General features: G+C 62.8%; 23 protein-coding genes and 3 pseudogenes. 6 read left to right on the top strand and 20 right to left on the bottom strand.

All coding sequences use genetic code 11. From position 1 onward, the window contains the following. Positions 1-4: 4 nt before the first annotated feature. Together garL and ACIGJG_RS07740 are read right to left on the bottom strand one after the other, a co-directional pair. On the bottom strand, positions 5-805 hold the full coding sequence (garL, locus tag ACIGJG_RS07745; RefSeq protein ID WP_011297665.1) for a 2-dehydro-3-deoxyglucarate aldolase: 801 nt from the start codon (positions 803-805) through the stop codon (positions 5-7). Between the two features lie 15 nt (positions 806-820). After that, complete coding sequence (locus ACIGJG_RS07740; RefSeq protein WP_011297664.1) at positions 821-1915, bottom strand: malate/lactate/ureidoglycolate dehydrogenase; 1095 nt, start codon at positions 1913-1915, stop codon at positions 821-823. Between the two features lie 318 nt (positions 1916-2233). Here ACIGJG_RS07740 and ACIGJG_RS07735 point away from each other — a divergent pair, with 318 nt between their 5' ends. Continuing rightward, positions 2234-3910 carry a thiamine pyrophosphate-binding protein gene (locus tag ACIGJG_RS07735; protein WP_483672981.1) on the top strand — a complete coding sequence of 559 codons (1677 nt, stop codon included), beginning with the start codon at positions 2234-2236 and terminating at the stop codon, positions 3908-3910. Between the two features lie 56 nt (positions 3911-3966). Here the strand turns inward: ACIGJG_RS07735 and ACIGJG_RS07730 are convergent, their stop codons facing one another. Further along, complete coding sequence (locus tag ACIGJG_RS07730) at positions 3967-4332, bottom strand: hypothetical protein (protein ID WP_011297662.1); 366 nt, start codon at positions 4330-4332, stop codon at positions 3967-3969. A gap of 208 nt (positions 4333-4540) precedes the next feature. Here ACIGJG_RS07730 and ACIGJG_RS07725 point away from each other — a divergent pair, with 208 nt between their 5' ends. Beyond that, the gene (locus ACIGJG_RS07725) at positions 4541-5602 is read left to right on the top strand and encodes a patatin-like phospholipase family protein (RefSeq protein WP_483672980.1); all 1062 of its coding nucleotides are present in this window, start codon (positions 4541-4543) and stop codon (positions 5600-5602) included. A gap of 112 nt (positions 5603-5714) precedes the next feature. Then, positions 5715-7724: an acyl CoA:acetate/3-ketoacid CoA transferase gene (locus tag ACIGJG_RS07720; protein WP_011297660.1), complete on the top strand. Its 2010-nt coding sequence runs from the start codon at positions 5715-5717 to the stop codon at positions 7722-7724. A gap of 6 nt (positions 7725-7730) precedes the next feature. On the opposite strand, the gene ACIGJG_RS07715 is transcribed toward ACIGJG_RS07720, so the two are convergent. Next, a complete protein-coding gene (locus ACIGJG_RS07715) occupies positions 7731-8147 on the bottom strand; it encodes a cupin domain-containing protein (protein WP_041679917.1) in 417 nt (138 codons plus the stop codon). 166 nt (positions 8148-8313) lie between these two features. On the opposite strand from ACIGJG_RS07715, the gene ACIGJG_RS07710 reads away from it, so the two are divergent. The 3 genes and pseudogenes from ACIGJG_RS07710 to ACIGJG_RS07700 all read left to right on the top strand — a co-directional run. Beyond that, a complete protein-coding gene (locus ACIGJG_RS07710; protein ID WP_140950019.1) occupies positions 8314-8964 on the top strand; it encodes a ProQ/FinO family protein in 651 nt (216 codons plus the stop codon). A gap of 145 nt (positions 8965-9109) precedes the next feature. Then, positions 9110-9511, top strand: a complete 402-nt coding sequence (locus ACIGJG_RS07705; protein WP_011297657.1) for a cupin domain-containing protein — start codon at positions 9110-9112, stop codon at positions 9509-9511. 89 nt (positions 9512-9600) lie between these two features. Beyond that, positions 9601-9957, top strand: a pseudogene (locus tag ACIGJG_RS07700) (dioxygenase family protein); the annotation flags it as partial. A gap of 84 nt (positions 9958-10041) precedes the next feature. On the opposite strand, the gene ACIGJG_RS07695 reads toward ACIGJG_RS07700, so the two are convergent. The 16 genes and pseudogenes from ACIGJG_RS07695 to ACIGJG_RS07620 form a co-directional block, all read right to left on the bottom strand. Next, entirely contained in the window at positions 10042-10464 is a 423-nt protein-coding gene (locus ACIGJG_RS07695; RefSeq protein WP_235679874.1) for a CBS domain-containing protein, read from the bottom strand. A 138-nt stretch (positions 10465-10602) separates the two neighbouring features. After that, positions 10603-11072, bottom strand: a pseudogene (locus ACIGJG_RS07690) (NAD(P)(+) transhydrogenase (Re/Si-specific) subunit beta); the annotation flags it as partial. 50 nt (positions 11073-11122) lie between these two features. Next, positions 11123-11761: a glutathione S-transferase family protein gene (locus ACIGJG_RS07685; protein ID WP_140950018.1), complete on the bottom strand. Its 639-nt coding sequence runs from the start codon at positions 11759-11761 to the stop codon at positions 11123-11125. Continuing rightward, positions 11761-12375: a glutathione S-transferase N-terminal domain-containing protein gene (locus ACIGJG_RS07680; RefSeq protein ID WP_140950017.1), complete on the bottom strand. Its 615-nt coding sequence runs from the start codon at positions 12373-12375 to the stop codon at positions 11761-11763. The genes ACIGJG_RS07685 and ACIGJG_RS07680 overlap by 1 nt, the downstream gene beginning before the upstream one ends. 103 nt (positions 12376-12478) lie before the next feature. Continuing rightward, complete coding sequence (gene gor, locus ACIGJG_RS07675; RefSeq protein ID WP_140950016.1) at positions 12479-13828, bottom strand: glutathione-disulfide reductase; 1350 nt, start codon at positions 13826-13828, stop codon at positions 12479-12481. A 408-nt stretch (positions 13829-14236) separates the two neighbouring features. After that, on the bottom strand, positions 14237-14536 hold the full coding sequence (locus tag ACIGJG_RS07670) for a YciI family protein (RefSeq protein ID WP_011297652.1): 300 nt from the start codon (positions 14534-14536) through the stop codon (positions 14237-14239). 163 nt (positions 14537-14699) lie between these two features. Beyond that, positions 14700-15707 (bottom strand): NAD(P)H-dependent flavin oxidoreductase, encoded by a 1008-nt coding sequence (locus ACIGJG_RS07665; RefSeq protein WP_011297651.1) that lies wholly within the window; start codon positions 15705-15707, stop codon positions 14700-14702. A gap of 53 nt (positions 15708-15760) precedes the next feature. Next, positions 15761-16093: a non-heme iron oxygenase ferredoxin subunit gene (locus ACIGJG_RS07660; protein WP_011297650.1), complete on the bottom strand. Its 333-nt coding sequence runs from the start codon at positions 16091-16093 to the stop codon at positions 15761-15763. Between the two features lie 747 nt (positions 16094-16840). Then, a complete protein-coding gene (locus tag ACIGJG_RS07655; protein WP_011297648.1) occupies positions 16841-17755 on the bottom strand; it encodes a LysR family transcriptional regulator in 915 nt (304 codons plus the stop codon). 103 nt (positions 17756-17858) lie between these two features. Continuing rightward, positions 17859-18373, bottom strand: a pseudogene (locus ACIGJG_RS07650) (IS630 family transposase); the annotation flags it as partial. Positions 18374-18392: 19 nt separating this feature from the next. Then, positions 18393-19838, bottom strand: coding sequence for an aldehyde dehydrogenase family protein (locus ACIGJG_RS07645; RefSeq protein WP_011297647.1), 1446 nt, complete (start codon positions 19836-19838; stop codon positions 18393-18395). 249 nt (positions 19839-20087) lie between these two features. Next, entirely contained in the window at positions 20088-20669 is a 582-nt protein-coding gene (locus ACIGJG_RS07640) for a carboxymuconolactone decarboxylase family protein (protein WP_011297646.1), read from the bottom strand. Between the two features lie 44 nt (positions 20670-20713). Next, complete coding sequence (locus ACIGJG_RS07635; protein WP_011297645.1) at positions 20714-21685, bottom strand: quinone oxidoreductase family protein; 972 nt, start codon at positions 21683-21685, stop codon at positions 20714-20716. A gap of 85 nt (positions 21686-21770) precedes the next feature. Then, the gene (locus tag ACIGJG_RS07630) at positions 21771-22997 is read right to left on the bottom strand and encodes a DUF3500 domain-containing protein (protein WP_011297644.1); all 1227 of its coding nucleotides are present in this window, start codon (positions 22995-22997) and stop codon (positions 21771-21773) included. A gap of 88 nt (positions 22998-23085) precedes the next feature. After that, on the bottom strand, positions 23086-24333 hold the full coding sequence (locus ACIGJG_RS07625; RefSeq protein ID WP_011297643.1) for an NAD(P)/FAD-dependent oxidoreductase: 1248 nt from the start codon (positions 24331-24333) through the stop codon (positions 23086-23088). A gap of 281 nt (positions 24334-24614) precedes the next feature. Next, positions 24615-25811 carry a Rieske 2Fe-2S domain-containing protein gene (locus ACIGJG_RS07620; RefSeq protein WP_011297642.1) on the bottom strand — a complete coding sequence of 399 codons (1197 nt, stop codon included), beginning with the start codon at positions 25809-25811 and terminating at the stop codon, positions 24615-24617. Between the last annotated feature and the right edge of the window lie 323 nt (positions 25812-26134).

Raw genomic sequence — 26134 nt, 5'->3', positions numbered from 1 at the left:
CGTGTCAGGACGCGAAACGCTCGCGCAGCGCGCGCGCCGCATCGCGCAACAGTACGTGATCCAGTCCGACGGCGACGAAATGCGCACCCATGTCAAGGTAGCGGCGCGCGTCGGCCTCCACGGGTGTCAGGGTGCCGATGGCCTTCCCAGCGTGGTTGGCCGCATCGCAGATCTGCCGCACGGCCGCCTGCACATCGGGATGGTTCGGGTTGCCAAGGTGGCCATAGGCTGCAGCCAGGTCATTCGGGCCAATGAAGATGCCATCGACGCCCGGCTCCGCGCAGATCTCCGCAACCGCTTCCACACCCTTGCGGCTTTCGATCTGCACCAGCACGCAGATATTGTCGTTGATGGTCTTGAAGAAGTCCGGCAGCGTGCCGAAGCGGTTCTGCCGCTGCACGCCCGACACGCCGCGAATGCCGTCAGGCGGATAGCGCGTGGCCCGCACCGCGCGGCGCGCTTCCTCGGCCGATTCCACGAACGGGATCAGGAAGTTATAGAAGCCGATATCGAGCAGGCGCTTGATCATGACGGGGTCGTTCCACGGCGGCCGCACCACGGGCGCGCTGACGCTGTCCTTGAGCGCCATGAGCTGCGGCGCGAGTGTCAGCACGTCGTTGGGCGAATGCTCGCCGTCGAGCAGCAGCCAGTCGAAGCCGGCCAGGCCAATGATCTCGCTGGTCACGGGCTGGCCCAGCGAACTCCACAAGCCGATCAGGCGCTTGCGCGCCAGGATGTCGGCGCGAAACCGGTTGGGCAGCGGATGGATCTGGGGCAGATGCGGGATAACGGAGGGAGTGGTCATCGTCGGGATTCCTGTTCATTCGGCCGCGAGCGCGGAAAGTGGACCGGGCGACTTGCCGCGTGCCTGCAACACGCGCGCGGCGGCATCGTCGAGCTGGGAAAGCGTGCCGCTGTCCACGGGGATGAATTCGGCACGGGCCTGGCGCCATGCGCGCTCGGGGTCGCCAGGCAGCCGGATGGCGTCGTTGCCTGGCTGCAGCCGCGATGCCTTCATCCACTCGACGAACGCTTCCACTTCATGGCCGAACGTGGTGCTGCTGCCAAGCCGCGCCGGATCGAAAATGATCGCCAGCATGTTGTTCCAGACCGCGTGCTCATGCGTGAGCGTTTCCGGCCGGATCGTGTGGCCGCCCGTCACGGCCGCGCCCAGCAGTTCGCACATCACGGCGAGCACATAGCCCTTGTGCTCGCCGAACGTGCGCAGCGCGCCTTGCGGCGTGCCCGGGGGCGGGAACATGACGCCGGGATCGGCGGTGGGATAGCCGTTCGCGTCCATCAGGCAGCCCGGCGGCACAGGCACGCCCTTGTTGTTGGCCACGCGCACCTTGCCCAGCGCAATGGCGCTGGTGGCAAAGTCCAGCACCAGCGGCGGCTGGCCGGGCACCGGCACGCCGATCGTGAACGGATTGGTGCCGAAGCGCGGATCGTAGCCGCCATGCGGCGCGACGATGGGCTTGGACAGCACGTTCACGAAGTGGATCGAGATCATGCCGGCCGCAGTGGCCTGCTCCGCCCAGTGTCCCACCCGGCCCAGATGGTGCGAACGGCGCAGCCCCAGCACGCATACGCCATGATCCTGCGCCCGTTCGATGCCCAGCCGCATGGCCTGTTCGGTCACGGCCTGGCCCATGCCGCGGTTGCCGTCGAGGCTCAGGATGCCGCCCGACTCGTGCACCACGCTGACCTGCTGGTTCAGCTGCAGCTGGTCGGCCTGCCACGACATCACGTACTTGGGGATCATCCCCACACCGTGCGAATCGTGGCCTGACAGGTTGGCGCCGACCAGGTGATCAGCGGTCAGCGCAGCTTCGCGTTCATCGGACCCGGCGGCCAGCCAGAGGTCGACCACCCACTGATGCAGTCCGGCGGTCGGAATTCGGTGATCACTCATGCTGGCTCCGCGTGACAAGGCGCGGCCAGTACCGGCCGCATCCCGAGATGTGAAAAATGCATCCTGTGTCTCCTGTTCGCGCGAATATTCGGGTGCGCCGGTGCGGTATCGTTATGGCTTCGAGTGACGGCCTCCGGCTACAAACCCAAGGCAGACCGCGCGTTTCCGTGTCGTTTCCATGCAAGACCCAGCAGCAAATCTACACGGACAGCCACCTCGCCGACTTGCAGAAATCGCATAACAGAAATGCACGATAGGCCGCACAACCCCGCGCGTCAAACGGAACAATTGCAGACATTCATCCGACCAGACCTCGCCATGACCTCCACTCCTGCCCAGGCCGCCCGCACCGGCGGCCGCGTTCTTGTCGACCAACTGCGCATCCATGGCACCGAACGCATCTTCTGTGTTCCGGGCGAGAGCTTTCTCGACGTGCTCGACGCGCTGCACGACCAGCCAGCCATCGATCTCGTCGTCTGCAAGCACGAGGGCGCAGCCGCAAACATGGCCGAGGCCGACGGCAAGCTGACTGGCCGCCCCGGCATCTGCTTCGTGACGCGCGGACCGGGCGCCACGCATGGCAGCATCGGCGTGCATATCGCCCGGCAGGACTCGACGCCGATGATCCTGTTCGTGGGCCAGATCGCGCGCGAGCACAAGGGCCGGGAGGCGTTCCAGGAAGTGGACTACGCCGCAGTGTTTGGCTCGATGGCCAAGTGGGCGGCCGAGATTGACGATCCGGCCCGGATTCCGGAGATGGTGGCACGTGCGTTCCAGGTCGCCACATCGGGCCGGCCCGGCCCCGTGGTGCTGGCGCTGCCGGAAGACGTGCTCGACGGCCTCGTGAATTGCGCCGATGCCGCGCCGTACCGGCCGGTTGCCGCCGCACCGCGTGCCGAGGATGCCAACGCGCTGGCCACTGCCCTGCGCGCCGCGCAGCGTCCGCTGGTCATTGCCGGTGGCGCGAACTGGACCGAGCAAGCGACCAGCGATTTCGCCGCGTTCGTCAGGGCGTGGGATTTGCCGGTCGCCTGTGCCTTCCGCCGCCAGGACGTGATCGACAACCGCGATCGGCACTACGTCGGCCACCTGAGCCTGGGTGTCAACCCGAAGCTGGCCGAACGCGTGAAGACGGCCGACCTGATCGTGGCCGTCGGCACGCGGCTCGGCGATATCGCGACAGACGGCTACACGATGCTGCAGGTACCGGTGCCGACGCAGAAACTTGTGCATATCCATGCGGACAGCGCGGAACTGGGGCGCGTGTACCAGGCCGCGCTGCCGATCCACGCGGGCGTGGCGCCCGCCGCCGCAATGCTGGCCGCCCTGCCCGCGCCGGCTACCGCGCCGTGGAAGGAGTGGACCGCCGGCGCGCGTGCCGACCACGAGGGGTTCGTCGCGCCACCGAAGCCCCATGCCGAACTGACCGGCGTCGATATGATCGCGGCAATGTCGCACCTGAGCCAGGTCTTGCCCGAGGATGCTGTCGTGACCAACGGCGCCGGCAACTACGCGGTCTGGCTGCACCGCTTCTACACCTACAAGCAGTCACGCACGCAACTGGCGCCGACCTGCGGCGCCATGGGCTATGGCTTGCCGGCAGCCATCGCGGCCAAGCTGCGCCATCCGGAAAAAACGGTGCTCTGCCTGGCCGGCGACGGCTGCTTCCTGATGTATCCGCAGGAAATCGCCACGGCCGCCGCGTATGGCGTGAACCTGGTCGTGATCGTGGTGAACAACGGCATGTACGGCACGATCCGGATGCACCAGGAACGCCGCTACCCGGGCCGCCAGAGCGGCACGACCATCGTCAACCCAGATTTTGTGGCCATGGCCAGGTCATGCGGTGCCTGGGCCGAGCGCGTGGAACGGACGGAAGACTTTGCGGCGGCATTCGAGCGTGCCCGTCAGGCGGGCAAGCCAGCCGTGCTGGAACTGGTGACCGACCCACTGCAGATTACGCCTGCGATGCGGGTCAGCGATCTGCCGCAATAAGGCATATCGGGCCGGGCAACCTGACCCCGTGGGTCACGGTCCCGGCCGCAGCGCGGTCAGCCAGGCTGTTCGTCGTCGGTCGACTCCTGGAGCAAATGCCCGTACGCATCGATTTCCTTCTGCGTGCGTGCCTCGCTTTCCGCGATCTTCTCGGGCGTCACCTCGCCCTCGACAAACTCGACCGATACCCGCGCTACGCGCGGATCCTTGTCGACGATCCCTTGCAGGACCTTGTCGAACAGCTTTTCGCCGGCCCGCAGGCCCAGTGGCCGTGGCACGAGTACCTTGACCAGGAGGATTTCGTCCTCGCCGGCACCTTCCGCCACTTCAGCCAGCGCGGACTTCAGATAGCCCTTCAGTTTCAGGACACTCAGGTCACCGGGTACCCCCACATGCGAGAGCCGAATCGATTTCTTGGCCATGCCTTCTGCTTGAGCGTGTTGTGGAAGCCCGGAATATACCGCACGACGGACCGAAAAAAGTGCAGCGTTCCACACAACGCACGGCGATTGGCACGCTCCCCCATACATCGCACCATTCGCAAGCGACGGCAGAGTCTATTCTCGTCAAGAGCCCGACGCTTGAGACCGAGAGGGACGGCGGCTGGACCCAGCACTGGAGGGACGCGACATGTCTGCCACCCCGGGAACGCGCGATGCAGGCGATGCCAAGGGCTCCGTGAAGCGCATCACGCTTGCCTTGCAAGGCGGGGGTTCCCATGGCGCTTTTGCCTGGGGCGTGCTGGACCGCCTGCTCGAAGATGAACGGCTCGCCATCGAAGGCGTGAGCGCCACCAGTGCCGGCGCAATGAATGCCGCAGTTCTCGCCTACGGCTTGCTCCAGGGCGGGCCGCCCGGCGCGCGCACGGCGCTGCACCGGTTCTGGCAAGACGTTTCCAGCACCGCACGGCTTTACAGCCCGTTCCGCAAGCTGCCATGGGAGATCTGGATGCGTGGCGGCTACGGGCTCGACAACTCACCGATGTACGTGATGACGGACCTGCTGCTGCGCGTACTCTCCCCCTACCAGTTCAATCCGCTCAACCTCAACCCGCTGAGCGACGTCCTGGCCCGCCATGTGGATTTTGACGCCCTGCGCCACGATTGCCCGGTCCAGCTCTTCTTGTGCGCGACCAATGTCGAGACCGGCAAGGTGCGCCTGTTTTCGCGCGAGGAAATCAGCCTGAAAGCCGTATTGGCCTCGGCCTGCCTGCCGTCGCTGTTCCAGGCCGTGGAAATCGACGGCCAGCACTATTGGGACGGCGGCTATGTCGGCAACCCAGCGATCTTTCCGCTGATCTACCACTGCACCACGCGCGATGTGGTGATCGTCCATATCAATCCGATCGTGCGCAAGGGCGTACCGAAAACCACGGCGGAGATTCTCAACCGCATCAATGAAGTCAGCTTCAATTCTTCATTGATCCGAGAGCTCCGTGCGATCAGCTTCGTCACCACCCTGATCCAGGAAGGCAAGGTGGACCGGGCCGACATGAAGGAGATGCTGATCCACGCGATCCGCTCGGACAAGATCATGGCCGGGCTGGGCGTGTCCAGCAAGCTCAATGCGGACTGGGACTTTCTCTGCCACCTGCGCGACCAGGGGCGCAATGAAGCGGAGCATTGGTTGGCGCAGAACTACAGCGCCATTGGGGAACGCTGCAGCGTCGATCTGCGCGAAGAGTTCCTTTGAGAGCGCTCAGTTCGTCCAAGCCGGCGGTGCACTTCCGTGAAACCACGGAATCGCGGATCATGGCAAGGGCAGGCAACCCCGCTCGATATCCAATACTGCCAAGGTAACCATCATGAGCACGCAAGCAAGCACGGTTAGACTGGCCGTCCACTCGCGCGAGAACGGCAAACTGGTCTCGGCACGCGAAGCCGTGCGCCTGATCCGCGACGGCGATACCGTGGCGACCGGGGGCTTCGTCGGCATCGGCTTCGCGGAGGAAATCGCCATCGCGATCGAGGAACTCTGCCTGGCGCAGGAAGACGAGTCGCCAGTCGGCCTCACAAAGCCCCGCAACCTGACCCTGGTCTACGCCGCCGGGCAAGGCGACGGCAAGGAACGGGGCCTGAACCATCTCGCGCTGCCGGGCCTGGTGAAGCGGGTCATTGGCGGACACTGGGGCCTGGTGCCGAAGCTCCAGCAGCTCGCGGTCGGTAACCAGATCGAAGCCTACAACCTGCCGCAGGGCGTGATCACGCATCTTTTTCGCGATATCGCGGCCGGCAAGCCGGGCCACCTGTCGCGCGTCGGGCTGGGCACCTTCGTCGATCCACGCTTTGGCGGCGGCAAGCTCAACGAGCGCACCACCGAGGACCTGGTCGAACTGATGCGCATCGGGGACGCGGAGTATCTGTTCTACAAGGCCTTCCCGATCAACGTCGCCATCGTGCGCGGCACTACCGCCGATCCGGACGGCAATATCACCATGGAGCGCGAAGCGCTGACGCTGGAAGCGCTGGCGATCGCCATGGCCGCGCATAACTGCGGCGGCCTGGTGATCGTACAGGTGGAGCGCATTGCCGAACGCGGCTCGCTCAATCCGCGCCAGGTGAAGATTCCAGGCGTGCTGGTGGACTGCGTGGTGCTCGCGCGACCGGAAAACCACCAGCAGACCTTTTCCACGCCCTACAACCCGGCATTCTCGGGCGAAGTCCGCGTGCCGGTGAGCAGCGTGGCGCCGATGCCGATGAGCGAGCGCAAGATCATCGCGCGGCGCGCGGCCATGGAACTCAAGCCGAACAGCGTGGTGAATCTCGGCATCGGCATGCCGGAAGGTGTCGCCAGCATCGCCAACGAGGAACGGATCCTCGACCTCCTGACGCTCACCGCCGAGCCTGGCGTGATCGGCGGCATCCCGGCCGGCGGGCTGAACTTCGGCGCGGCGACCAATCCGGATGCGATCATCGACCAGCCCTATCAGTTCGATTTCTACGACGGCGGCGGGCTCGATCTCGCCTTCCTGGGGCTGGCGCAGGCCGATGCCATGGGCAACCTGAACGTATCCCGGTTCGGGCCGCGCCTGGCCGGCGCAGGGGGCTTTATCAACATCAGCCAGAACGCCAAGAAGGTCGTGTTCGTCGGCACTTTCATGGCCGGCGGCAGCGAGATCGCGATTGCCGATGGCAAGCTCCAGATCCACCGCGATGGCAGCGCCAGGAAGTTCGTCCAGGAAGTGGAGCACCGCACGTTTTCGGGGCCGCACGCGGCTGCGGCCAACAAGCCGGTCCTATACATCACCGAGCGGTGCGTATTCGAACTGACTGCTCAAGGACTGGAACTCATCGAGATTGCGCCCGGCGTCGACCTGGAGCGCGACATTCTCGCGAGGATGGACTTCACGCCGATCGTGCGCTCGCCGGCACTGATGGACCCCCGGATCTTCAGCCCCGAGCCGATGGGACTGCGCGCGGACGTGCTGCGCCTGCCGCTGGAAGCGCGCGTCAACTACGACGATGACAAGAACATCCTGTTCCTGAACTTCGAGCAGCTCGAAGTGAAGCGCGCGGAGGACATCGCAGCGATCCGCGAACAGGTGTGCCGCGTCTGCGAGCCACTGGGCCACAAGGTCTATGCCGTGGTCAACTACGAAGGCTTCGTGCTGGATCGCAGCGTGGAGGACGCCTATGTCGAAATGATCGCGGAAATGGTGCATCGCTTCTATATCGGCGTGACGCGCTTCACCACCAGCGGTTTCATGCGCGCCAAGCTCGGCGACACCCTCGCCCGTCGCGGGCTCGCACCCTATGTGTATGAGACCGAGGCCGAGGCGAAGGCATCGTTGCGGGATCAGCCGGAGGGCGGCTGACGGGCCCTACACACCCGTTTCCGGTTCATAAGGCTCAACCTCCTCGCGCTCGTCCGCGCTATCCCGCGCGACGATCGCGCGGGCCGGGGCCGTCTTGCTCAGGTTGAACGGCTGGTGCGGCACGCCCGGCGGAATGAACAGGAAGTCGCCGGCTTCCGTCACGACCGACTGGCGCAGGCCCGGCCCATAGCGGGTTTCCACCCGCCCTTCGAGCACGTAGATGCCGGTTTCATAGCCGCGGTGGATATGCGGCTCAGCGTGGCCGCCGGGCGGCACGACCACGACGGACATCGACAGGCCCCTGGCACCCGCCGTTTGCCGGGAAATGCCCACGAAGTACGGCAGCTTCTGCATCGTGGAAATCTCCCGGTCGGGATGCACTGCGACCACGGTTTGCGGCGCGTCATGGGAATCGTCCGACACAGGCCCTCCTTCGATACCGTTCGATGGCGTCATGTGCGGCGCGGGCGGCATCGCCCTGCTGCCACTGCAGCATAGGGCACGTTGCTGGCGATGGCGAATGCCCCTTGGGCGGGGGCGACGCCGGGACTGCTAAAATCACCCCAAATTTCACAATTGGCAGGACAAGATGGGTTTCGAACAACTCGCAGCACTGAAGGCACAACTGGCCAAGCAGGCCAAGGAAGCAAAGGAAGCGCGCCCCGCAAAGGAAGCCCGCCCGGCAAAGCAGTCCAAGGACGCACGGCCGGCCAAGGACGCACGACCGGCCAAGCCCCAGCGCGCGCGTCCTGCCGGCTCGGCAGCCCCGGCGGCCCCGGCCAAGCCCGTGGATCCGGTGATCCAGGCGATCGGCAAGCTGCAGAAGCGCTTCCCGCTGGCCTTCCCGAAGAACCCCGCGCCGAAGCTGCCGCTCAAGGTGGGCATTTTCGAGGACCTGCTACAGCATGCGTCGACGCTGGGGCTGGACGAAGCCATGCTGCGCGAAGCCGTGCGAACGTGGTGCCGCGGCACGCGCTACTGGACCTGCATGGTGGAAGGCGTCGAGCGCGTCGACCTGGCGGGCCAGCCGGCCGGGCAGGTAACGCTGGCCGATGCCAAGCGCGCGCAGCAGCAGCGTGGCCAGCAACATCGCGCTAGCCGTGCGCAGAAGGGGAAGCAGCAGGCTGCGGGGGAACCTGCGGTAGAAGCTTCGGCAGAAGCGGCCAAGGTGGCCGAAGCGGCCAACGGTGAATCCGCGAACGCGCAACTGGCCGTGGACGAAGCCGCCAAGCCGGAATAACGCGGAAAGGTCTTTGTATCGGCATGTATTACCACACCAGGGGAATACATGGCGAAACACTTCCCCTTCCCGCCGATACATCACCGATACGACGACCTGCTGAAATGGAGACTCCTCTGGCTAACCGTAACGAAGGAGTCTCTACATGAAGTCGATTCGAATCATGGCTGCCGTGCTGGTCGCCGGCATGGGCGCGATCATGCAGGCCGTGCCGGCGCAAGCAGCGGATGTCCACCGCACCGATCTCGTCCAGCACGCACTCAGCGCGCCGGGCATCGAAGGCGTCCAGGTCCGGGTGGACTTTGATCCGGGCGCCTTTGCGCCAAAGCACACGCACCCTGGCGAGGAGATCGCCCATGTCCTGCAGGGATCGCTGGAATACCAGCTTGGCGATCAGCCGCCTGTCACGCTGAAGGCCGGCGAATCGCTGTTCATCCCGGCGGGGACGGCGCATTCCGCGCGCAATGTGGGTAGCGGGCAGGCATCCGAACTGGCGACTTATGTCGTCAGGAAGGGCGCCCCGCTGGTGGTGCCCGCCAAGCCCTGAAATCTTCACCTCGTTCCGGGGGGCTGCAAACGACCCTTCGAGCCGCGAAGGCATCGACGCCGTGGCGCCGCACCTCGCGTCGCGAAGCTGTGCAGTTGCCAGGCCCCGCCGCTTCAGCCGCCCCACCCGCCTCCGAACGCCCGGTACATCGCCACTCGCGCCCGAAGCCTAGCCAGCCGCAGTTGTACCGACAGGTCCTGCGCTGCATAGCAGGTGCGCTGGCTGTCGAGCAAGCTGAGCAGGCTCTCGGCTCCCGGCCCGGTAGCGCGCCCCGCTCAGGCAACCGGCCGGCTCAGATTCACTACCTGATCTCGGGCCAAAGCAAGCGGACTCTGACTACCCAGATCCAGATCAATCTGCCCTGCGACACCTATCTGGACGACGACTTTGCCTTTGCCGCCCGCGATGGCCGCGTGGTGGATCTGAAGCAGGTACAAGACCCGACGAGCTATGAATCGCTCGGCATTGGCGCGCCTTTTGCCAGGGTGCAATTCGATTTCCGTCTCCCTTTGCACCAGAATCCGAACTCGTCAACACGAGGCGCCAAGAGAGGATTCCGCTGCCAAACTGACCGCGATAGCCTCAGCGGGCCAATCGCCGATATAGGACTTCAGCATCCGATTCTCGAACGCCTGCTCCTCGTGCACGGCTTTAGCGACGTCATGGAACGAGATGATTCCGAGGAAGTCGCCTTTGCTTACCATCGGTACGTATCGCAGGGAGTGCTGGACCATCAGTCCTCGCAGTTCCGCGATGCCCATTTCCGGGTCGATGACAATGGGAGTTGGGTTCATGATGTGGCGGGCTCGGATACCCAGCACCTGTGGTCCATGCTCCATATTGCGGCCTCGATGGTGTTGCGCCATTGCCGAAAAAATCTCGCGGAAAGTCACCAGTCCCACCAGCGTCCCTCGCTCGACTACGGCCAACGATCCGAGATCATTGTCCGCCATCACGAAGAGACATTCTGAAAGGAGCGTGTTTGGCGAGACGAAAGGGATCGGACCCGCCTTGATTTGCAAAATATCGCACACGCGCATGATTGCCTCGATGTCATTGATAGGTGAACGGATCCCGGCTCGCCTGCACCCGACCACGTAGTCGGCGCCCAGCACCACGCCGGCCCGGCCAAATTCGCCATTGATGTCTTCCATCTCAAAGACTTGGCCGTATGGCACTTCGGCCTCGGCCAGCAGCACGTTTACATGGCCCGGCATGCGGCCCGCCACCGGGTGGATCGCGTACTTCACGGTGACGCCTTCCTCGATGAGCAGGCCGTTCGGTTCCTCTAAGGCGTGCTAGGCACGCGCCACGGCGATCCCGTAGCCGGGCACAGTGATCACGGTCTCCGCATTGCCAATCCGGAATGCGGCGTCGTCCGCTGGGCCTGACTTCACGTTGAACTGGCCCTCGTCCGCCGCCGCACCGGTGGCGCCGCCGAAGCCGCCCAGCAGCGCGTTGAAGAACGAGCGGTTCATGGCCCGCACCTGATGTACGACCGGATGGCACCGGAGGAACGCACCAGCGAGCCGGCGATGATCAACATCGGGCTAGTGTTACTGCTCCATTCTCATCTCTGTCCACGTCAATTCTGGCGATCTTTAAGCACCGTTAGCTCAGACCTACCCCCACAACGTGCTCCTGAAACGCGGGCCGCTGACAGATCAGGTCGTACCAGCGCCGCAGATGGGTGTATTGCGGACGTTCGATCGGCAGTTCGAACCAGCGGTAGGTCAATGGAGCAAGGACGATGTCGGCAAGCGTCAAGCTGTTGCCTTCGACGTAGTCGTGCCCATCGAGCGCCTGATCGAGGACGGCAAACAGCGTCGCGTTGCGGTCCCTGTACCCGTCTATCAGTTCTTGCACGCGCTTCCCAGCGGGGGTACGCACGATGCTCTGAAACAGCTGTGCATTCGCCGGCCCCAGCGTCGACAACTGCCAGTCCATCCAGCGCTCCACCATAGCCCGGCGCGCGACGTCGTCCGGATACAGCGCGCGCGCATTGAACCGGTTGCACAGATATCGAACGATGGTGTTGGACTCCCAAACTACGGTCTCCAAATCGATCAAAGTGGGCACCACCCCATGGGGGTTTTTCTTTAGATATTCAGGCTCCCGGTTACCGCCAAACGCCCCCCCCATGTCCACGCGATGGCACGACTGGCCGATTTCGGCCAGCAGCCACATCACTTTTTGTACGTTAGAAGAGTTCGCACGTCCAAGCACAGTCAGGGTCGAAGGGCTGGTCATCACAGCACCTCCATGCCACGCTGCACCGCCGGCCGTTCACCCAAGGTGTCATACCAGCGTTTGACGTGCGGCACAGAAGCCAGGTCGATCTGATGCAGACCAAAGCGCGCAACCCACGGATAGATCGCGATATCGGCAATGCTGTACGCGTCGCCACCCACGAACTCGTTTTTCGCGAGCTGGCCGTCGAGCACCTTGTATAGCCGATGGGTCTCGGTGGTGTAGCGCTCAAGGCTGTACTTCTCGTGCGCGGCGTAACGCTGGAAGTGATGCGTTTGTCCAAACATCGGACCGACGCCGCCCATCTGGAACATCAGCCACTGGATTGTTTCATACCGTGCGCGCCCCGCTACCGGCAGCAGGCGCCGGGCCTTGTCAGCGAGATAAACGAGAATCGCACCCGACTCGAACAGCGTGACCGGATGCCCGTCCACCCCATCGCTGTCGCGGATGACAGGAATCTTATTGTTCGGATTCATCGCCAGAAACTCCGCGCTGAACTGCTCGCCCTTCGAGATGTCGACCGGATGCAATGTGTAACCCAGGTTGAGCTCCTCAAGCGCGATCGATATTTTTCGACCGTTCGGCGTACTCCACGAATAGAGATCAATCATGTTTCGTTCTCCAGAATGACTAGGCGCTCGAGGAGCGCGATATCTTGAATACGGCTACGACGTTAGCGTGCCGCCGGATTGCCGGCGCTGGCCGGCACATACGTCATCGCCGATTGCGCAGCGTGACGAACTCTTCGGCAAGTGTGGGATGAACGCCTAGCGTTGCGTCGAAATCAGCTTTCGTCGCCTTCGCCTTGATCGCAACCGCAATGCCCAGAATGATTTCTGCCGCGTCGGCAGCGACGATATGCGCGCCTAGCACCCGATCCGTCGACGCATCCACGACAAGTTTGACCAGGGCCCGTTCATCGCGACCCGACAGCGCGGTACGCATCGGCCGAAACGCGCTGCTATAGACGTCGACCTTCGCATGCCGTCTGCGAGCCTGCGCTTCCGTCAGGCCTACCGATGCCGCCTGGGGCTGGCTGAACACTGCAAAGGGCACGTTGTCGTGCGCACTCGCCCGCTTCCTGCCGCCGAACACGGTGTCGGCGAACGCATGCCCTTCGTGGATCGCAACCGGTGTCAGGTTCAGCCGGTTGGTTACGTCACCGACCGCATAGATGTCCGGATTGGACGTTGCCGAGTATTCATCGACCTTGATCGCCCCGCTCTCGTCCAGTAGGACCTCCGCGGACTCCAGCCCCATTCCCGACGTGTTGCTGCGTCTTCCGGTTGCAGCCATCACGGCATCGACTTCGATGGCTTGGCCCGTCGTCAGATGGACAACCAGGCCATCGCCCCGTTTTCCCACCGCTGCGACGTCCACCGCGACGCGCAAATCCACCCCGCTCTTCGACACTTCGGCGCCGAGGTGATTGCGCAACTCGTCGTCGAAGCCGCGCAAGATCTGCTGGCCCCGGTATAGCTGCGTGACATCGCTGCCGAGCCCGTTAAAGATGCCTGCGAACTCGCACGCTATATAACCGCCGCCGATTATCGCGATACGCTTCGGCAACGTATCCAGATAGAACGCCTCATTCGACGTGATCATCAGTTCCGCACCCTGGATAGCAGGCTCCACGGGAACCGACCCGCTGGCAACGAGTATGACCTTCGCGGTGAAAATGACGCCGTTGACCTCGACGCGGTGTGGGCCCACAATCTGCGCCCGTCCCGTAATTGCCTCAACGCCGGCGCTCTGCAGCATGCGCACGTAGATCGCTTCCAGGCGCGCGATCTCCGCGTTCTTCGCAGCAATCAGCGAAGCCCAGTCATGAACCGGCGTTGGGGCCCTCCACCCGAACCCCGCTGCGTCGTCAACTGCCTGCGCGAAATGGGATGCATACATCAGAAGCTTCTTGGGCACACAGCCGCGGATGACGCAGGTGCCGCCGGTCCGATACTCCTCGGCGACAGCAACTCTCGCACCGTAGCCTGCGGCGATGCGGCTTGCCCGAACGCCACCGGAGCCTGCTCCAATGACAAAGAGATCGTAATCGTAAGTCTGCATGGCAGTTCGCTACTGACCGCGCAATCGGCAATGGTTAATCGGGACGCAGGCCGTCGTACGCGACAACATCGGTCCGACACCACCCATTTGAAACATAAACCCCTGCAGCATCGATGCCCACGTGAGGCGTTCGCCGGGAGCGGCGTGCTGCCGTTCCTTTGCAAGGTAGACGAGGATTGCGCCCGACTCGGCCAGCACCAAGCGATCGCCCCGCTCCCTCTCGGGGTCGACCGGTACGGGGATCTAGTTGTTCGCATTCCAAGCAAGGAACTCGGGACGAAGCTGCTCATCCTTCGTGATGTTCACGGAATGCACCGCATAAGAGAGGCTCGAGTTCCTCGAGCAGGACGGAAAACCTTGCGGCCATTTGGCGTGGTCCAGGGTATAAAGCTTCAGCAATTCTCCACCTCATCCTTTGTCCGGATTGCCTGACCCCCAATCCCAAGGCCTGACCGAGACCTCCGCGAATAGATCCGCCTTTCTGTAGGGATCGCCGGCCGAAAATCGTTCAGCGGTGACCAGATCTGGCGCCTCGATCACAATCAACGAACCGATCATCGTCGCGCCGTCAGGCGCTAGAAGTGGTCCGCCCAGCCTGTAAGTCACTCCAGGATGAGGGGTACCCAAGTATTCGCGGTGAGCGGGGCGAGTGCTGGTTCGGACATCGGTGGCCCCGGGGCGGTCGATGGCTACAATAGCGAAATACATTGAAGCTCCTTAGTGTTCCGGATACTAAATAGCGCTAGTTTTTTTCCGACAGTGGCTTCCAATCTCGTCGACCGCGTGTCGGCATGCCGGCCTGGCTGCCGGGACCGTCCATCAGCGGCATTGGGAGGACCGGTCCGATTGCGCCTTGGCAGCGTCGACCTATTTAGCGACCGGTCCGCAGACCCGCGACCTTATTGAACGCCGCCTCGGCCGTTGCCCTGATTTCGCCCACGATTTCTGCTACAGGCTTGACATCGTGGATAAGTTCAACCGTTGCACCGGCATACAGCGGACTTGCCTCCCAATCTCCCTCCATGGCGTCCCACGCAGCCGCGACGTCATAGCGACAGAGTGGCTTTCCATTCGGAAAACGCGATATAGGCTCGCCTTCCCCAGGTCGTTGACCGGTAGGTGGACAACCGGCGGCCTCCCATTTGGAAAACGTGGAATTGCGAATCACCTGATGCGGAGACTCCTGCCAGCCCGCGTCGAAGAGCCTTGTCTCGACAAGGTCCGTCGCGCGCGCTGCAACAACCCGCTCCTTGTAACCGCGATGGTTGGCCGATTCGCTGCTTGCCACAAAACGCGTTCCCATCCAGACCCCACAAGCACCAAGCGCCATCGCAGCGACCAGGCCCCGCCCATCCGCAACTCCGCCTGCGGCTACCACAGGCACTCCCCTGGCGGCGTCCACGATAGCAGGCAGCAGTGACATCGTAGGCGCGCTGCCTACCAGGTGCCCCCCCGACTCCCGCCCCTGGGAAACGATAAAGTCGACGCCAATATCCCTTGCCCGCGCCGCATCTTCGGGAGTACCCACGGTCCAGAACACCAGCCCGCCTGCATCCTTGATGATACGAACATAAGGCTCGATATCTCCCTGCCACATCGAGAATACGCGCACTCCCGCATCCAACGCAGTCGCCAGCCTCTTCCGTTGGTCAACAATCAACGTCAGATTTGCACCAAACCGACCGTTCGTCGCTCGACTGATCTTTGCAAGCTCGTCGCTTACAGTCTCTTCCGGCATATGCATCAGTGCAGTAAAGCCGAAGCTGCCGCTATCGGCCATTGCTCCGAGAAATTCCGCGCTCGAGCCTCGCCCGAGAGGACCCGCCAACACCGGAACGCGCAAATTAAGTGCTTTGGTCAATGCTGTTTCGAAAGACATATCAGTTTTCCTCCACGCTCAGATCGAGCGATTGTCGAATCCATGGGCCCGCCTCAGCCTTTCGCGGACGTCAACTGGGCAGAGGCTACAAAGATCCTGCCATCGGCCACCGTGACCCCGTAGGTTTCAATGTCTCCGTTTGCCGGCGCCGACAACGCCTTTCCTGTGACGACATCGAATTGCGCACCATGGAGCGGACATTCGACCACTGATCCCTCGAGCCAGCCGTCCGACAGATAGGCCAAAGCGTGCGAACAGACATCACTGGTCGCGTACACCTTGCCGTCCACGTTAGAGAGCAGAATCCGCGTGCCTTCTACGAAGACACATTTCATTTCGCCTGGCTTTAATTCCGCGACGCTACAAACATCATCACCTTTGTGCATGCTTCACCTCTCTTCCACCGAATTTCGCCTGACACTGTTTCACATATGCAGATTCAATCGACAAATCTGACAGCCGATCTGCCGATTTACATTGCGCGACGGGGTTAGATCAACGTGGAACCGCGTCTGCATTGACTGCAATATAGACCTCTTTCCTGACGGGATAACTCCCCTCAATCTTGATAGACATTTAGGCGATTCGAAAAGATCACGTACTTGCTTGGAACGTGCGCCCCGGTCCCAAACTCGTTGTGACGACATCTGACTCACTTTGGGTTCGGGGGCGGTAATATCAGAATGAATGAAGACTTACTCGTTGGGATTTGATGCGTGAGGCGGCGCAGTGTGGCTGCCGGCTGGAGAGGGACTTGCGAGGAAATGGGCGTAAACGCGCGCACGTTTCAGCGCTGGGTGGCACGCGGTGAGGACCCGGTGCGCGCCGATGGCCGCACCACGACCGAGCGGCTGGCTGAGGCCGAACAGCAACAGATTCGGGAGGTGGCTAATAACGAGGAATTTTCCAGACCGCAGCCCAGCATGGCGGACCGCGGCGTGTACTTCGAGTCGGAATCGAGCTCTTACCGCGTAGTTCAGATGTATCGATGCTTTGCTGGGAGACTTGCAAAGCAATTGTCGGGCAACTACTGCATGAACCTGATGAACGTAATGGAAAGCCTCGATACGCCGATCTCTGGCTGGGCTGCGTTCACCGAATCGTGGCGCTGCCGGAAAGCAGCTACTCCGGTCTTACCGATCAGGCATGGCATCAAGCCAGCGCTGCTCTTCGGCGAACCGGTCGACCAGCATATCGAGGAGCAACCGGACCTTGGTGCTTACCTGACGCCGATGGGGGTAGAGCGCGACGATCTCCAACTCCTGTGTTCGGTAATCGGGCAGCAGCGGCACCAGCGCACCGGAGGCGAGAAGGTCTGATACGAGAAACGGGGGGCACAGCCACAATCCGAGTCCGGCTGCGGCAGCTGCGCGCATTACGGTAATGCTGGCGGTGACCATGTTGCCCGAAACGCGAGTGCTCATCGGATTGCCGGCAGGATCGACGAAATGAAACTCGTTGCGGAAGATCGAATAGGCGTAAAGCAGGCAGTTATGGTCGACCAGGTCGGCTGGGCTGTGGGGCACGGAATGCGTCTCGAGGTAAGCCGGCGCACAGCACAATAGGTAGTGCCATTTCGCCAGGGTCCGTCTGATCAGGGTCGAGTCAGGAGGTGATGCCGGCATGATCGATAGGTCGAAGCCCTCCCGCACGGGGTCGATCATGACGTCGGTCTCGAAATCTAGCGAGACTTCCGGGTAATTGCCCAAGAAGCGGGTGACGACCGGCGCGATGAACCGGTCCAGTGATTGATGGCAACGGAGGCGAAGCCGGCCGCGCGGAGTCACCTGCAACGCGCTGGTAATCTCGTCGGCTTCCGCCAACTCCTGCAAGATATGTGAGCAGCGCTCGTAATACTCGCGGCCGATCTCGGTTAGACTCACATGGCGTGTGGTGCGGTTCAACAGGCGCACACCAAGGCTGTCTTCGAGCGCCTGGACGTGGTTGCTGACCGTCGTTGTCGACAGGTCCAGGCGACGCGCCGCCGCGGTAAAGCCCCCGCTCTCGACGACGCGGACAAAGGCGGTAAGACTGGCCATCCGATCCATGCGTTCCACCAATTAAGTCACAGTTGAGAGTCACGTCAATACTGGAGCGCCAAACCGGCGTTTGTCAACGTAATTGACGCGTCACGTTAAGCGAATTGCTTTGCTAGGAAATGTTGCGGACAGATGGGTGCCTGAAGAACCGAGCGCACGAGCTTCGGGTTGCGTCCAACTTGCGAGCTGCTCGTGAATTTGTGGCCCCAACCTTTCGCCTTTTTTGCAAAGGGGACCGCGCGGCGGCGCGGCGCTTGACGTGACTCCACACCAACTCGTCTGGATTGAGGGTCCGGTGCGTAGCCGGGAAGGAAATGCAAGGTCAGTTTTCCCTGCGTACTGGCGACGTAGTCCTTGATGATGGCCTTCTTATGCGCTGGCAATCCATCCACGGTCAGATGCACCGCCTTCTTTCAATTGAACATCAGCTTCCTGAGCAGCGTGACAAACAATTCCCTCTGAGCCCGCCTTCGTACGTTGCAAACCAGAAGGCACCCTTCTAATTGACGGCGGACGCCGCGCTCACGCTTTGCCGCTGGCTAGGCCGAACGAAAACTGGCGTTTCGCCGCGCGGCGCACGGGTCCTGGCATGCACCCGTCAGATCGGAAGCCAGATTCGTCCCAGAAGAAATTTCTACACGCGCTATCAAGCCATCGTGTAGGCGGTCTTGATCGTAGTGTAATGCTCCTTGGCGTACGTCCCTTGCTCACGAGAGCCATAGCTCGAGCCCTTCCGACCACCGAACGGAACGTGATAGTCGACACCCGCTGTCGGCAGGTTGACCATCACCATGCCAGCCTCGCTACTGCGTTTGAAGTGCGTCGCATACTTCAGAGAGGTCGTGCAGATACCAGCGGAGAGGCCGAACTCGGTGTCGTTGGCCAAGGCTAGTGCTTCGTCGTAGTCCCTGACTCGCACAATGTTGGCGACCGGGCCGAAGACCTCCTCGCGCGAGATCCGCATCGCATTGGTCGTTTCGGTGAAGAGCGCCGGCTGGAGATAGAAGCCGGGCGTCGCACGCTTCAGGAGTTCGCCACCGAAGACCAGCTTGCCGCCCTCATCCTTAGCGATCTGGATGTACCTAAGGTCCTGGTCGATCTGGCTCTGGTCGACCACCGGGCCTATCTGCGTGCCTTGCTTCAGCGCGTCGTCGACGACGATGCTCTTCAGCCGCTCGATGCAGGCCTCGACGAAGCGGTCATGGATGCCCGCTTGGACGACCAGGCGCGAAGACGCCGTGCAGCGCTGACCGGTGGAAAAGAAGGCGCCGTTGACTGCCACTTCGACCGCCGTGTTGAGATCCGCGTCGTCAAGCACGACAAGCGGGTTCTTGCCACCCATCTCGATCTGGACCTTTTTCATCGGGTTCGAGGCGATACAGGTGGCCGCAACCTTGCGACCAGTCGCGACCGAGCCGGTGAAAGAGATCGCGTGCACGTCCTTGTGCTCGAGCAGCGCCTGACCAACTACCGAACCGCGACCCATGACAAGATTGAGCACGCCCTTAGGCAGGCCGGCGCGCTGGATGATGTCGACGAGCGCCCAGGCGGAGCCCGGCACAAGGTCGGCCGGCTTGATGACGACGCAGTTGCCCCAGGCGAGAGCCGGCGCGATCTTCCACGCCGGGATTGCAATCGGAAAGTTCCAGGGCGTGATCATCCCGACAATCCCCACCGGCTCGCGGGTGATCTCGACACCGACACCAGCGCGTACTGAAGGAATTGCCTCACCACCGGCACGCAAGCATTCGCCTGCGGCGAACGCGAAGATCTGCCCTGCACGGGCCACCTCGCCGATGCCCTCGGCGAGCGTCTTGCCTTCCTCGCGCGAGAGAAGCCGGCCAAGCTCCTCCTTGCGGGCGATGATCTCATCGGAAGCCTTCCTCAAGATGTCGAAGCGCTCCTGTGACGTCGCACGGCTCCAGGCCGGGAAAGCAGCCTTAGCTGCGTCCACTGCTTTATTAACGTCCGCCACGGAACCCTGCGCGTACTCGCCGACAACGTCGTTCGTATTGGATGGGTTGATATTGCGAGAGATATTCGCCCCTTCAACGAATTCTCCGGCGATAAGATTGGAATAAAGTCGCGACATTTTTCCTCGATCCTTCTTCTGTTGAGCAAAGGGTTGATAAGCATGACATGGTACGATCACGCTCGATCCTTGATCTGCCTGCCTTCTCTTGGGAGTCTGGATGCACGCCGACATAGCGACATCCGCGCCTTGCAAGGCTCTTCAGCCAAGCCACGCCGTAAGCCCCGGCGGAACGATAGATAGGGCTCGCTTTGCGGTCGCCCCAAGATCTATCGTTCTTCTGCAGTACTTCTCAAACGGCCTCAATTGTCAAACTATGGTGCCGGTCCGGTCCGCGCTCTCAAACTCGGCAAGCTGAGCAATGATCTCCGCGCCGCGGTTTGCGCACGGTATCCCGCCATAGAGGTAAGCGAGACTAACGACGGCCTGCATTTCTTCCCAGCTAGCGCCAGCCCGGCGTGCCGCGCGCGCATGCAACATGGCCGCGTCGAGCAGCTTGGCGAGCAGAATGCCAAACACCATTAGCTGGGAAGTTTTCGTGTCGAAACACGCCGGATACAACGTGCGAAGGCGCACCTCCTCTTGGAGACCAAGCAGTTCAGGATCGAGCGCTCCCGTCACGGCCAGTCGGGCGGCTATGCGTGGAGGCAGGAAGCCAACGAGGTCCTTGTAGGCTTGCTCGCGTTCAGCGAGAGGAGTTTGTGTATCTGCGTAGGGACCGATTTCGCTCCTAACCGCATCCATATCCAGGTTGACATGTGCCATCGATAGAGTCCGTCCATTTCGAAATTTGTTGTCTTGAGCTTGCCGATGATCGAGGCCGCGCACTTCGTCACATCGTGAAGCAAAACGTTGCCCGGGACTGTCCGCCCCGGGCAGGGTAAAGATCATTCTGAAAAGCAATGCCGGCTTCGAGACGCCGACGGCGCTTCGCTTCAGGGCAGCAGCACCAGAGAACCGGTCGTCTTGCGCGACTCCATCGCAAGATGCGCTTCAGCCGCGTCCTTGAGCGCGAAGCGCTGGTTGATGTGAACCTTCACCGCCCCTGACTGCACGACGTCGAACACCTCCTGCGCACCCTCCTCGACCTTGGCGCGGGTGGGCAGGTACGCATTCTGGGTCGGGCGGGTCAGGAACAGCGAGCCCTTCTTGTCGAGGATGCTGATGTCGAACGGCGGCACCGGGCCGGAGGACTGGCCGTAGAGCACCATCAGGCCGCGCGGCCTGAGGCAGTCGAGCGAGCCCATGAAGGTATCCTTACCGATCGAGTCATAGACGACTGGGACACCGACGCCGCCTGTGATCTCCTTCACTACCTCGACGAAGTCGTCCTTGCCGTGGATCAGCGCATGGTCGCAGCCGTGGGCCTCCACAAGCTTCGCCTTTTCCTCAGTCGACACGGTGCCGATGACGGTCGCACCCAGATGCTTGGCCCACTGGCACAGCACGAGGCCGACGCCGCCTGCGGCCGCGTGCACGAGGATCGTGTCGTCCTTGCCGACTTGGTAGGTCTGACGGCACAGGAACTGCGCGGTCATGCCCTTCTGCATCACCGCCGCACCGATCTCGTCGCTGATGCCGTCGGGAAGTTTGACCAGGCGATCGGCCGGCACCAGCCGGACCTGGGCGTAGGCGCCCTGCACGCCGCTATATACGACACGGTCGCCCGGCTTCAGCGAAGTGACGTCAGGCCCGACTGCCTCGACTACGCCGACCGCTTCGCGCCCCGGGATAAACGGCAGCGGCAACGGGTAGAGGCCGGTGCGGAAGTAGATGTCGATGAAGTTCACGCCGACGGCCGTCTGGCGAAGGCGCGCTTGCCCTGGGCCGGGATCGTCGACGGAAATCTGATCCCAGACAAGCTTTTCGGGTCCACCGGTCTCGTGAATGCGGATGGCATGGTGCATCAGTCGTCTCCTTCTGTTGACTAAATTTTGCAGATTGGGTTAGTGCAGGTACGTCGGCGGTATGGCTGTACTCCGGCCGGCGGGCTCATCTGTCCTGGGCGCGGGCGGCCCCGTCTTCGTGCGAGTGCGTATAGGCTCCGTGGTCACCTGTGTGCCACCGGAGGTAATGTTGGCGCAGCAGATCCTTTCCATAGTCCTTGCCATTCGGCGTGCGAACGAGCGTGTGGATGTGATCACGGGACGGCTTATCGTTGTCGAACACGATGCCCGGTTGGTGGTCGAACTCGACCAGGATCGCCGGGCTCAAGATGCGGTAATAGAACGGGCTGGTATCGTCGAACGGCCCGATCCAGGCGAATTGCGTATCGCCGAGGTGGCGTTTGGCCTCGGCCCAGCGCAGATCGGAATGACCGGGGCGGATGTACCCGATATAGGTTGCCAGCAGCGCCTCGAGACGCTCGCGGCCTTCCTGCGGCAGGTCCGCGTAACGGATGCCGCCCGGCTCAATATGCCGGTTGTCGTTGTAAGCACCGGCGAACACTTCCCACGGCAAGTCAGTGCCGAGCGTCGCCTGTTGCCGCGCCTCGGCCGACAGCGCGCTCATCAGCGCATGGCCTTGTTCCTCCTCGGCAGCAAACACCCGCAGACCGCTGTACTTACCGAACCGCGCCAAGACCGGCTCCGAACCCATAAGGGTCGGTGTCATGACGAACTGGTCGCCGAGCACGAAGCAATTGACGTTGAGGTGGTGCCCATCGATCTGCCAGCCCCAAGGGGCGTTCGGCGATGGCGTCCCGAAGATGCTGATCCAGTAGTACCACTCGCTGTACTCCTCGGGCTTACCCGTTATTTCGAGGGCGTGCTCGTTGAGTCGCATGACATCGCGCGCGGTCTGATAGCCCGCCCCGCTCATCGTCTCACGCATCAGTGCCAGCGCTGCCTTGCGCTGGCCGTGGCTGAGATCGGCGAGGCAGATCCCATTGCGTGGCATCAGCCAGGGATGAAAGTTGGACCACTGGCGCCACGCCGTGTCGTCGATTGCCAGGCAGGCGGCGCGCCGCTGCCTGGCGTCGAGACTCGCGAGAAAGGCGCGCGCCGCCTCCAGCAGCGGGGCGAGCGAGACGCCGGTTGCAGCGGGCGGAAATTGCCCCTCGGCTACCGAGCCGATGCAACTGATCCCGCGGAACGGCTCGGCCAGGCCAGCCCGCGCCATATCGACCAGCTTCTGCTGGCGCAGCGTCAATTCGAATGGTCGGATCGCCGGCGCCGGCGGCCAGTTGCGCAATCCGAAATGTGCCGTTTCTCCTGCCATATTCATCGCCCCCGCGCTTGTTTGGCTGCCACCCGATGGCAAGCCGAGATCGGAAATACCCGTTTCGCCCGCAACGTCGTTTTGACCGTCATGTTTGCGCCCTCTCACGTCGCGAAAAGCGGATCGCGTGCGCCCGCAGATCGAAGTCGGGATCGACGGCCTGTTCCGGGGACAGACGCGGGTCGGCGAGCAGCAACCGACGCGCGACCACGTGGTCAGCCGGCCGGTTGATCGACTCGACGCCGATCAGGGTGCCGTCGCGGAAGAAGAACACCGAGAAGCTGCGGCTCTCAGGATCGCCGCGCAATACCGAACGGTCGTGGCCAGCCGTGATGCCGGCGATCTGCAGTTTCAAATCGGCCTGGTCGGTCCAGAACCATGGCACCTTGTCGTAGGGTATCGACTCGCCGACAATCGCGGCAGCGACGGCTTGGCCCTGATCGACGGCGTTCTGTACCGATTCGAGACGGCAGCGGCCGAAGCGGCTGGGGTAGTTGGCGCAATCGCCGATCGCGAAGATCGTTGGGTCGGTGCTCGCCAGGTTCTGGTCGACAATGATGCCGTTGTCGATCGCCAGCCCCGCTGCCGCAGCGATCTCGGTATTTGGCACGACGCCGATGCCGATCAATACGAGGTCGGCCGGCAGTGTGCGGCCATCGCTAGTCTCAACCCCGCTGACCCGCCTGTTGCCGAGAATACGGGCAACACCGGTGCCGAACAGAAACGCTGAGCCCCAGTCGCGGTGCGCCCTGGTGTAGAAGCGGGATGTCTGCTCGGAGACGACCCGCCCCATCAGCCGCTGCGTCATTTCGATGATGTGTACGGCAACCCCTGCCTTGCGAGCGACGGCGGCAAATTCAAGGCCAATGAAGCCGGCGCCGATGACAACAACCTCGCGCGCCTCTGCGAGCCGCGGCCGCAAAGCGTCTGCGTCGGCGAGAGTGCGCAGTGGCAAAACGCCGTCAAGCTCGGCGCCCGGGACCGACAAGGGGCGGAAGCGAGCACCGGTCGCTAACACCAATCGGTCGTAGGCAACCTTGCGGCCAGAGGCGAGTTCGACTTGCCGCGTCTGCCGGTCAATCGCGGTCGCGGTTTGGCCCAGTTCCAGCTCGATTCGCTCCTTTCCGTAGAACATCTCCGGCCGCAACCAAAGGCCGTCGAGCCCGGTCTCGCCTGCAAGGTAGGATTTCGACAGGGGTGGGCGCTCGTAGGGGATGCAGGGCTCATCGCCGACCAGCCGAATCCTGCCGTCGAACCCCGCTTGGCGCAGCGAGGTGGCTGCCTGCAAGCCAGCCTGGCCGGCGCCGACGATGACGACCGTCGAGCTCGGCATCATATCCACGTCTCCATCAGGGGCCCGACGACGCCGCCCGTCCCCGGCGACGCCACCAATCGGCTGGAGAGGCGCTCCGTCGGACAGCGCTCGCAGGCGGTAAATTCGAGCATCTTGTTTTCGCTCCATGTTGGGATCTAGCCGGGATCATCAGCCACGACATAGCCGCGGCGGGTGGCGCATATCCCCGATCCGCCACCCTCGGCAAAGGTACGGACGATGCAGTTGTGAGCCGCGGCCCGCACGTCCCGGACGTCGAGCGCCAGGGACGTGACTCCGGCGAGTCAGGCGAGGCGCCCCACATTCGCGCCGAGAGCCGCGGCTTCGGCGGAGGTGAGGACCGCGTTCCAGGTTCCGGTCGGAATGCCGCGCGCGGCGTCCTTGTCGCGCACGACGTTCAGCGGGTCGAGTCCTTGTTCGAGCCGCTTCAACTGTTCGCGCAAGATACGTCGCAACATCACGACGCCGCCGTCGGAGGTGCCAAGGTTTTCGAGCGCATGCACGGCAGTCGTGCGCTGGCCCTCCTGCGCTTCGCGGTCATCAGGCTTGCGCTGGCGTTCCTCGTAGCTCCGCTCCAACGCCGCGCCCGGCCGGACTGCGTCGCTGATGTCGGTCCCGGGGCGCCAGCCGGGCTTCGGCTTGCCGTCCTGCAAGGGCCACGCGACGATGCTGATGCCGCGAACATGCTCGTTGTCCACCGGCACCACCCAGGACAGCTCGGTGGCGCGTGTCTTGCGCGCGCCGCTGTCGTAGACGGCGGGGACCAGGAACGCGTTCGGCACGATGCATTCCGCATGCCGAATGAAGTGGTTGCCGTTCGGCAACTCGCGCACCATGTTGAAGCGCACACCCAATGGCGTTTTCTCAAAGTCGATCTTCGCCATGTCCCGCGCCAACGTGTCGCCTGCCAGGCCCTCGAGCATGTTGTGCCCCTGGTTGCCGCTGATCACCTGGTGCAACATGATGAGGTGCCAGGGATCGACGACGTTCTCGTAATGCTGGAGCCAATTGCAGTCTTTGACGTAGCCGATCCCGTGATCGCCCCAGAGTCGCATGCCGCGCAGTTCGACCTCGCCCACCACGTTCGGGTCGATAATGTCGTAGACAGGGAATATCGGCTCGGTGCCGGCCGGGCCCATATAGACGAAGACGAGCCCGCCGAATTCGAGCGTCGGATAGGCCGGCTGCCAGACATTCATCCGCTCGCGAAACTCCTCGGTCTCGCACGGCATTTCAAGGCAGCGGCCATCGGTGCCGTAGAGCCAGCCGTGGAAACAGCAACGCAAGCCCCTGTCCTCGATCCGCCCCCATTCGAGCGAGGTGCCGCGATGCGAGCAATGCGGCTGCAAGGCGCCGACTTTCCCTGTCCCATCGCGGAACAGTACGATCTCCTCGCAGAGGAGCTTTTCCTTGCGCGGCCGGTCCGTCAATTCATCGGAGGTGCAGACAGGTTGCCAGTAGCGCCGCAGCAACTCACCCATTGGGCTGCCCGGCTCAACGCAGGTTAGTTCGGAAGTGACTGGCGGTGTCTGGTGTCCATAGGCAGACTGCATCGCGTTGCTCCTAGTCTCGTTGTAGTGTTATCAAACTAGGGGTGAAGGTACCCTCGACGGGCCCTGGAATAAACATGTCTCGGCTGGAAGAACTCTCAGGCGCAGCCGGATAATCGCACCTGCTTCAAGCACTTCCTTGAGTGGCTTAAGTCACGTTGCCGGTCGCTATTTCCGGGCAATGTAGGAATCTAGGCGTTAGCTAGTCTCCCCCGGATGTTGCCGCAGGGGTCGGCGACATACATCGTGCCGGT

Source organism: Cupriavidus sp. C1SS-2L, assembly GCF_057073735.1.
The sequence above is the reverse complement of the archived record's forward strand: the minus strand, read 5'-3'. Positions and strand labels throughout refer to the sequence as shown.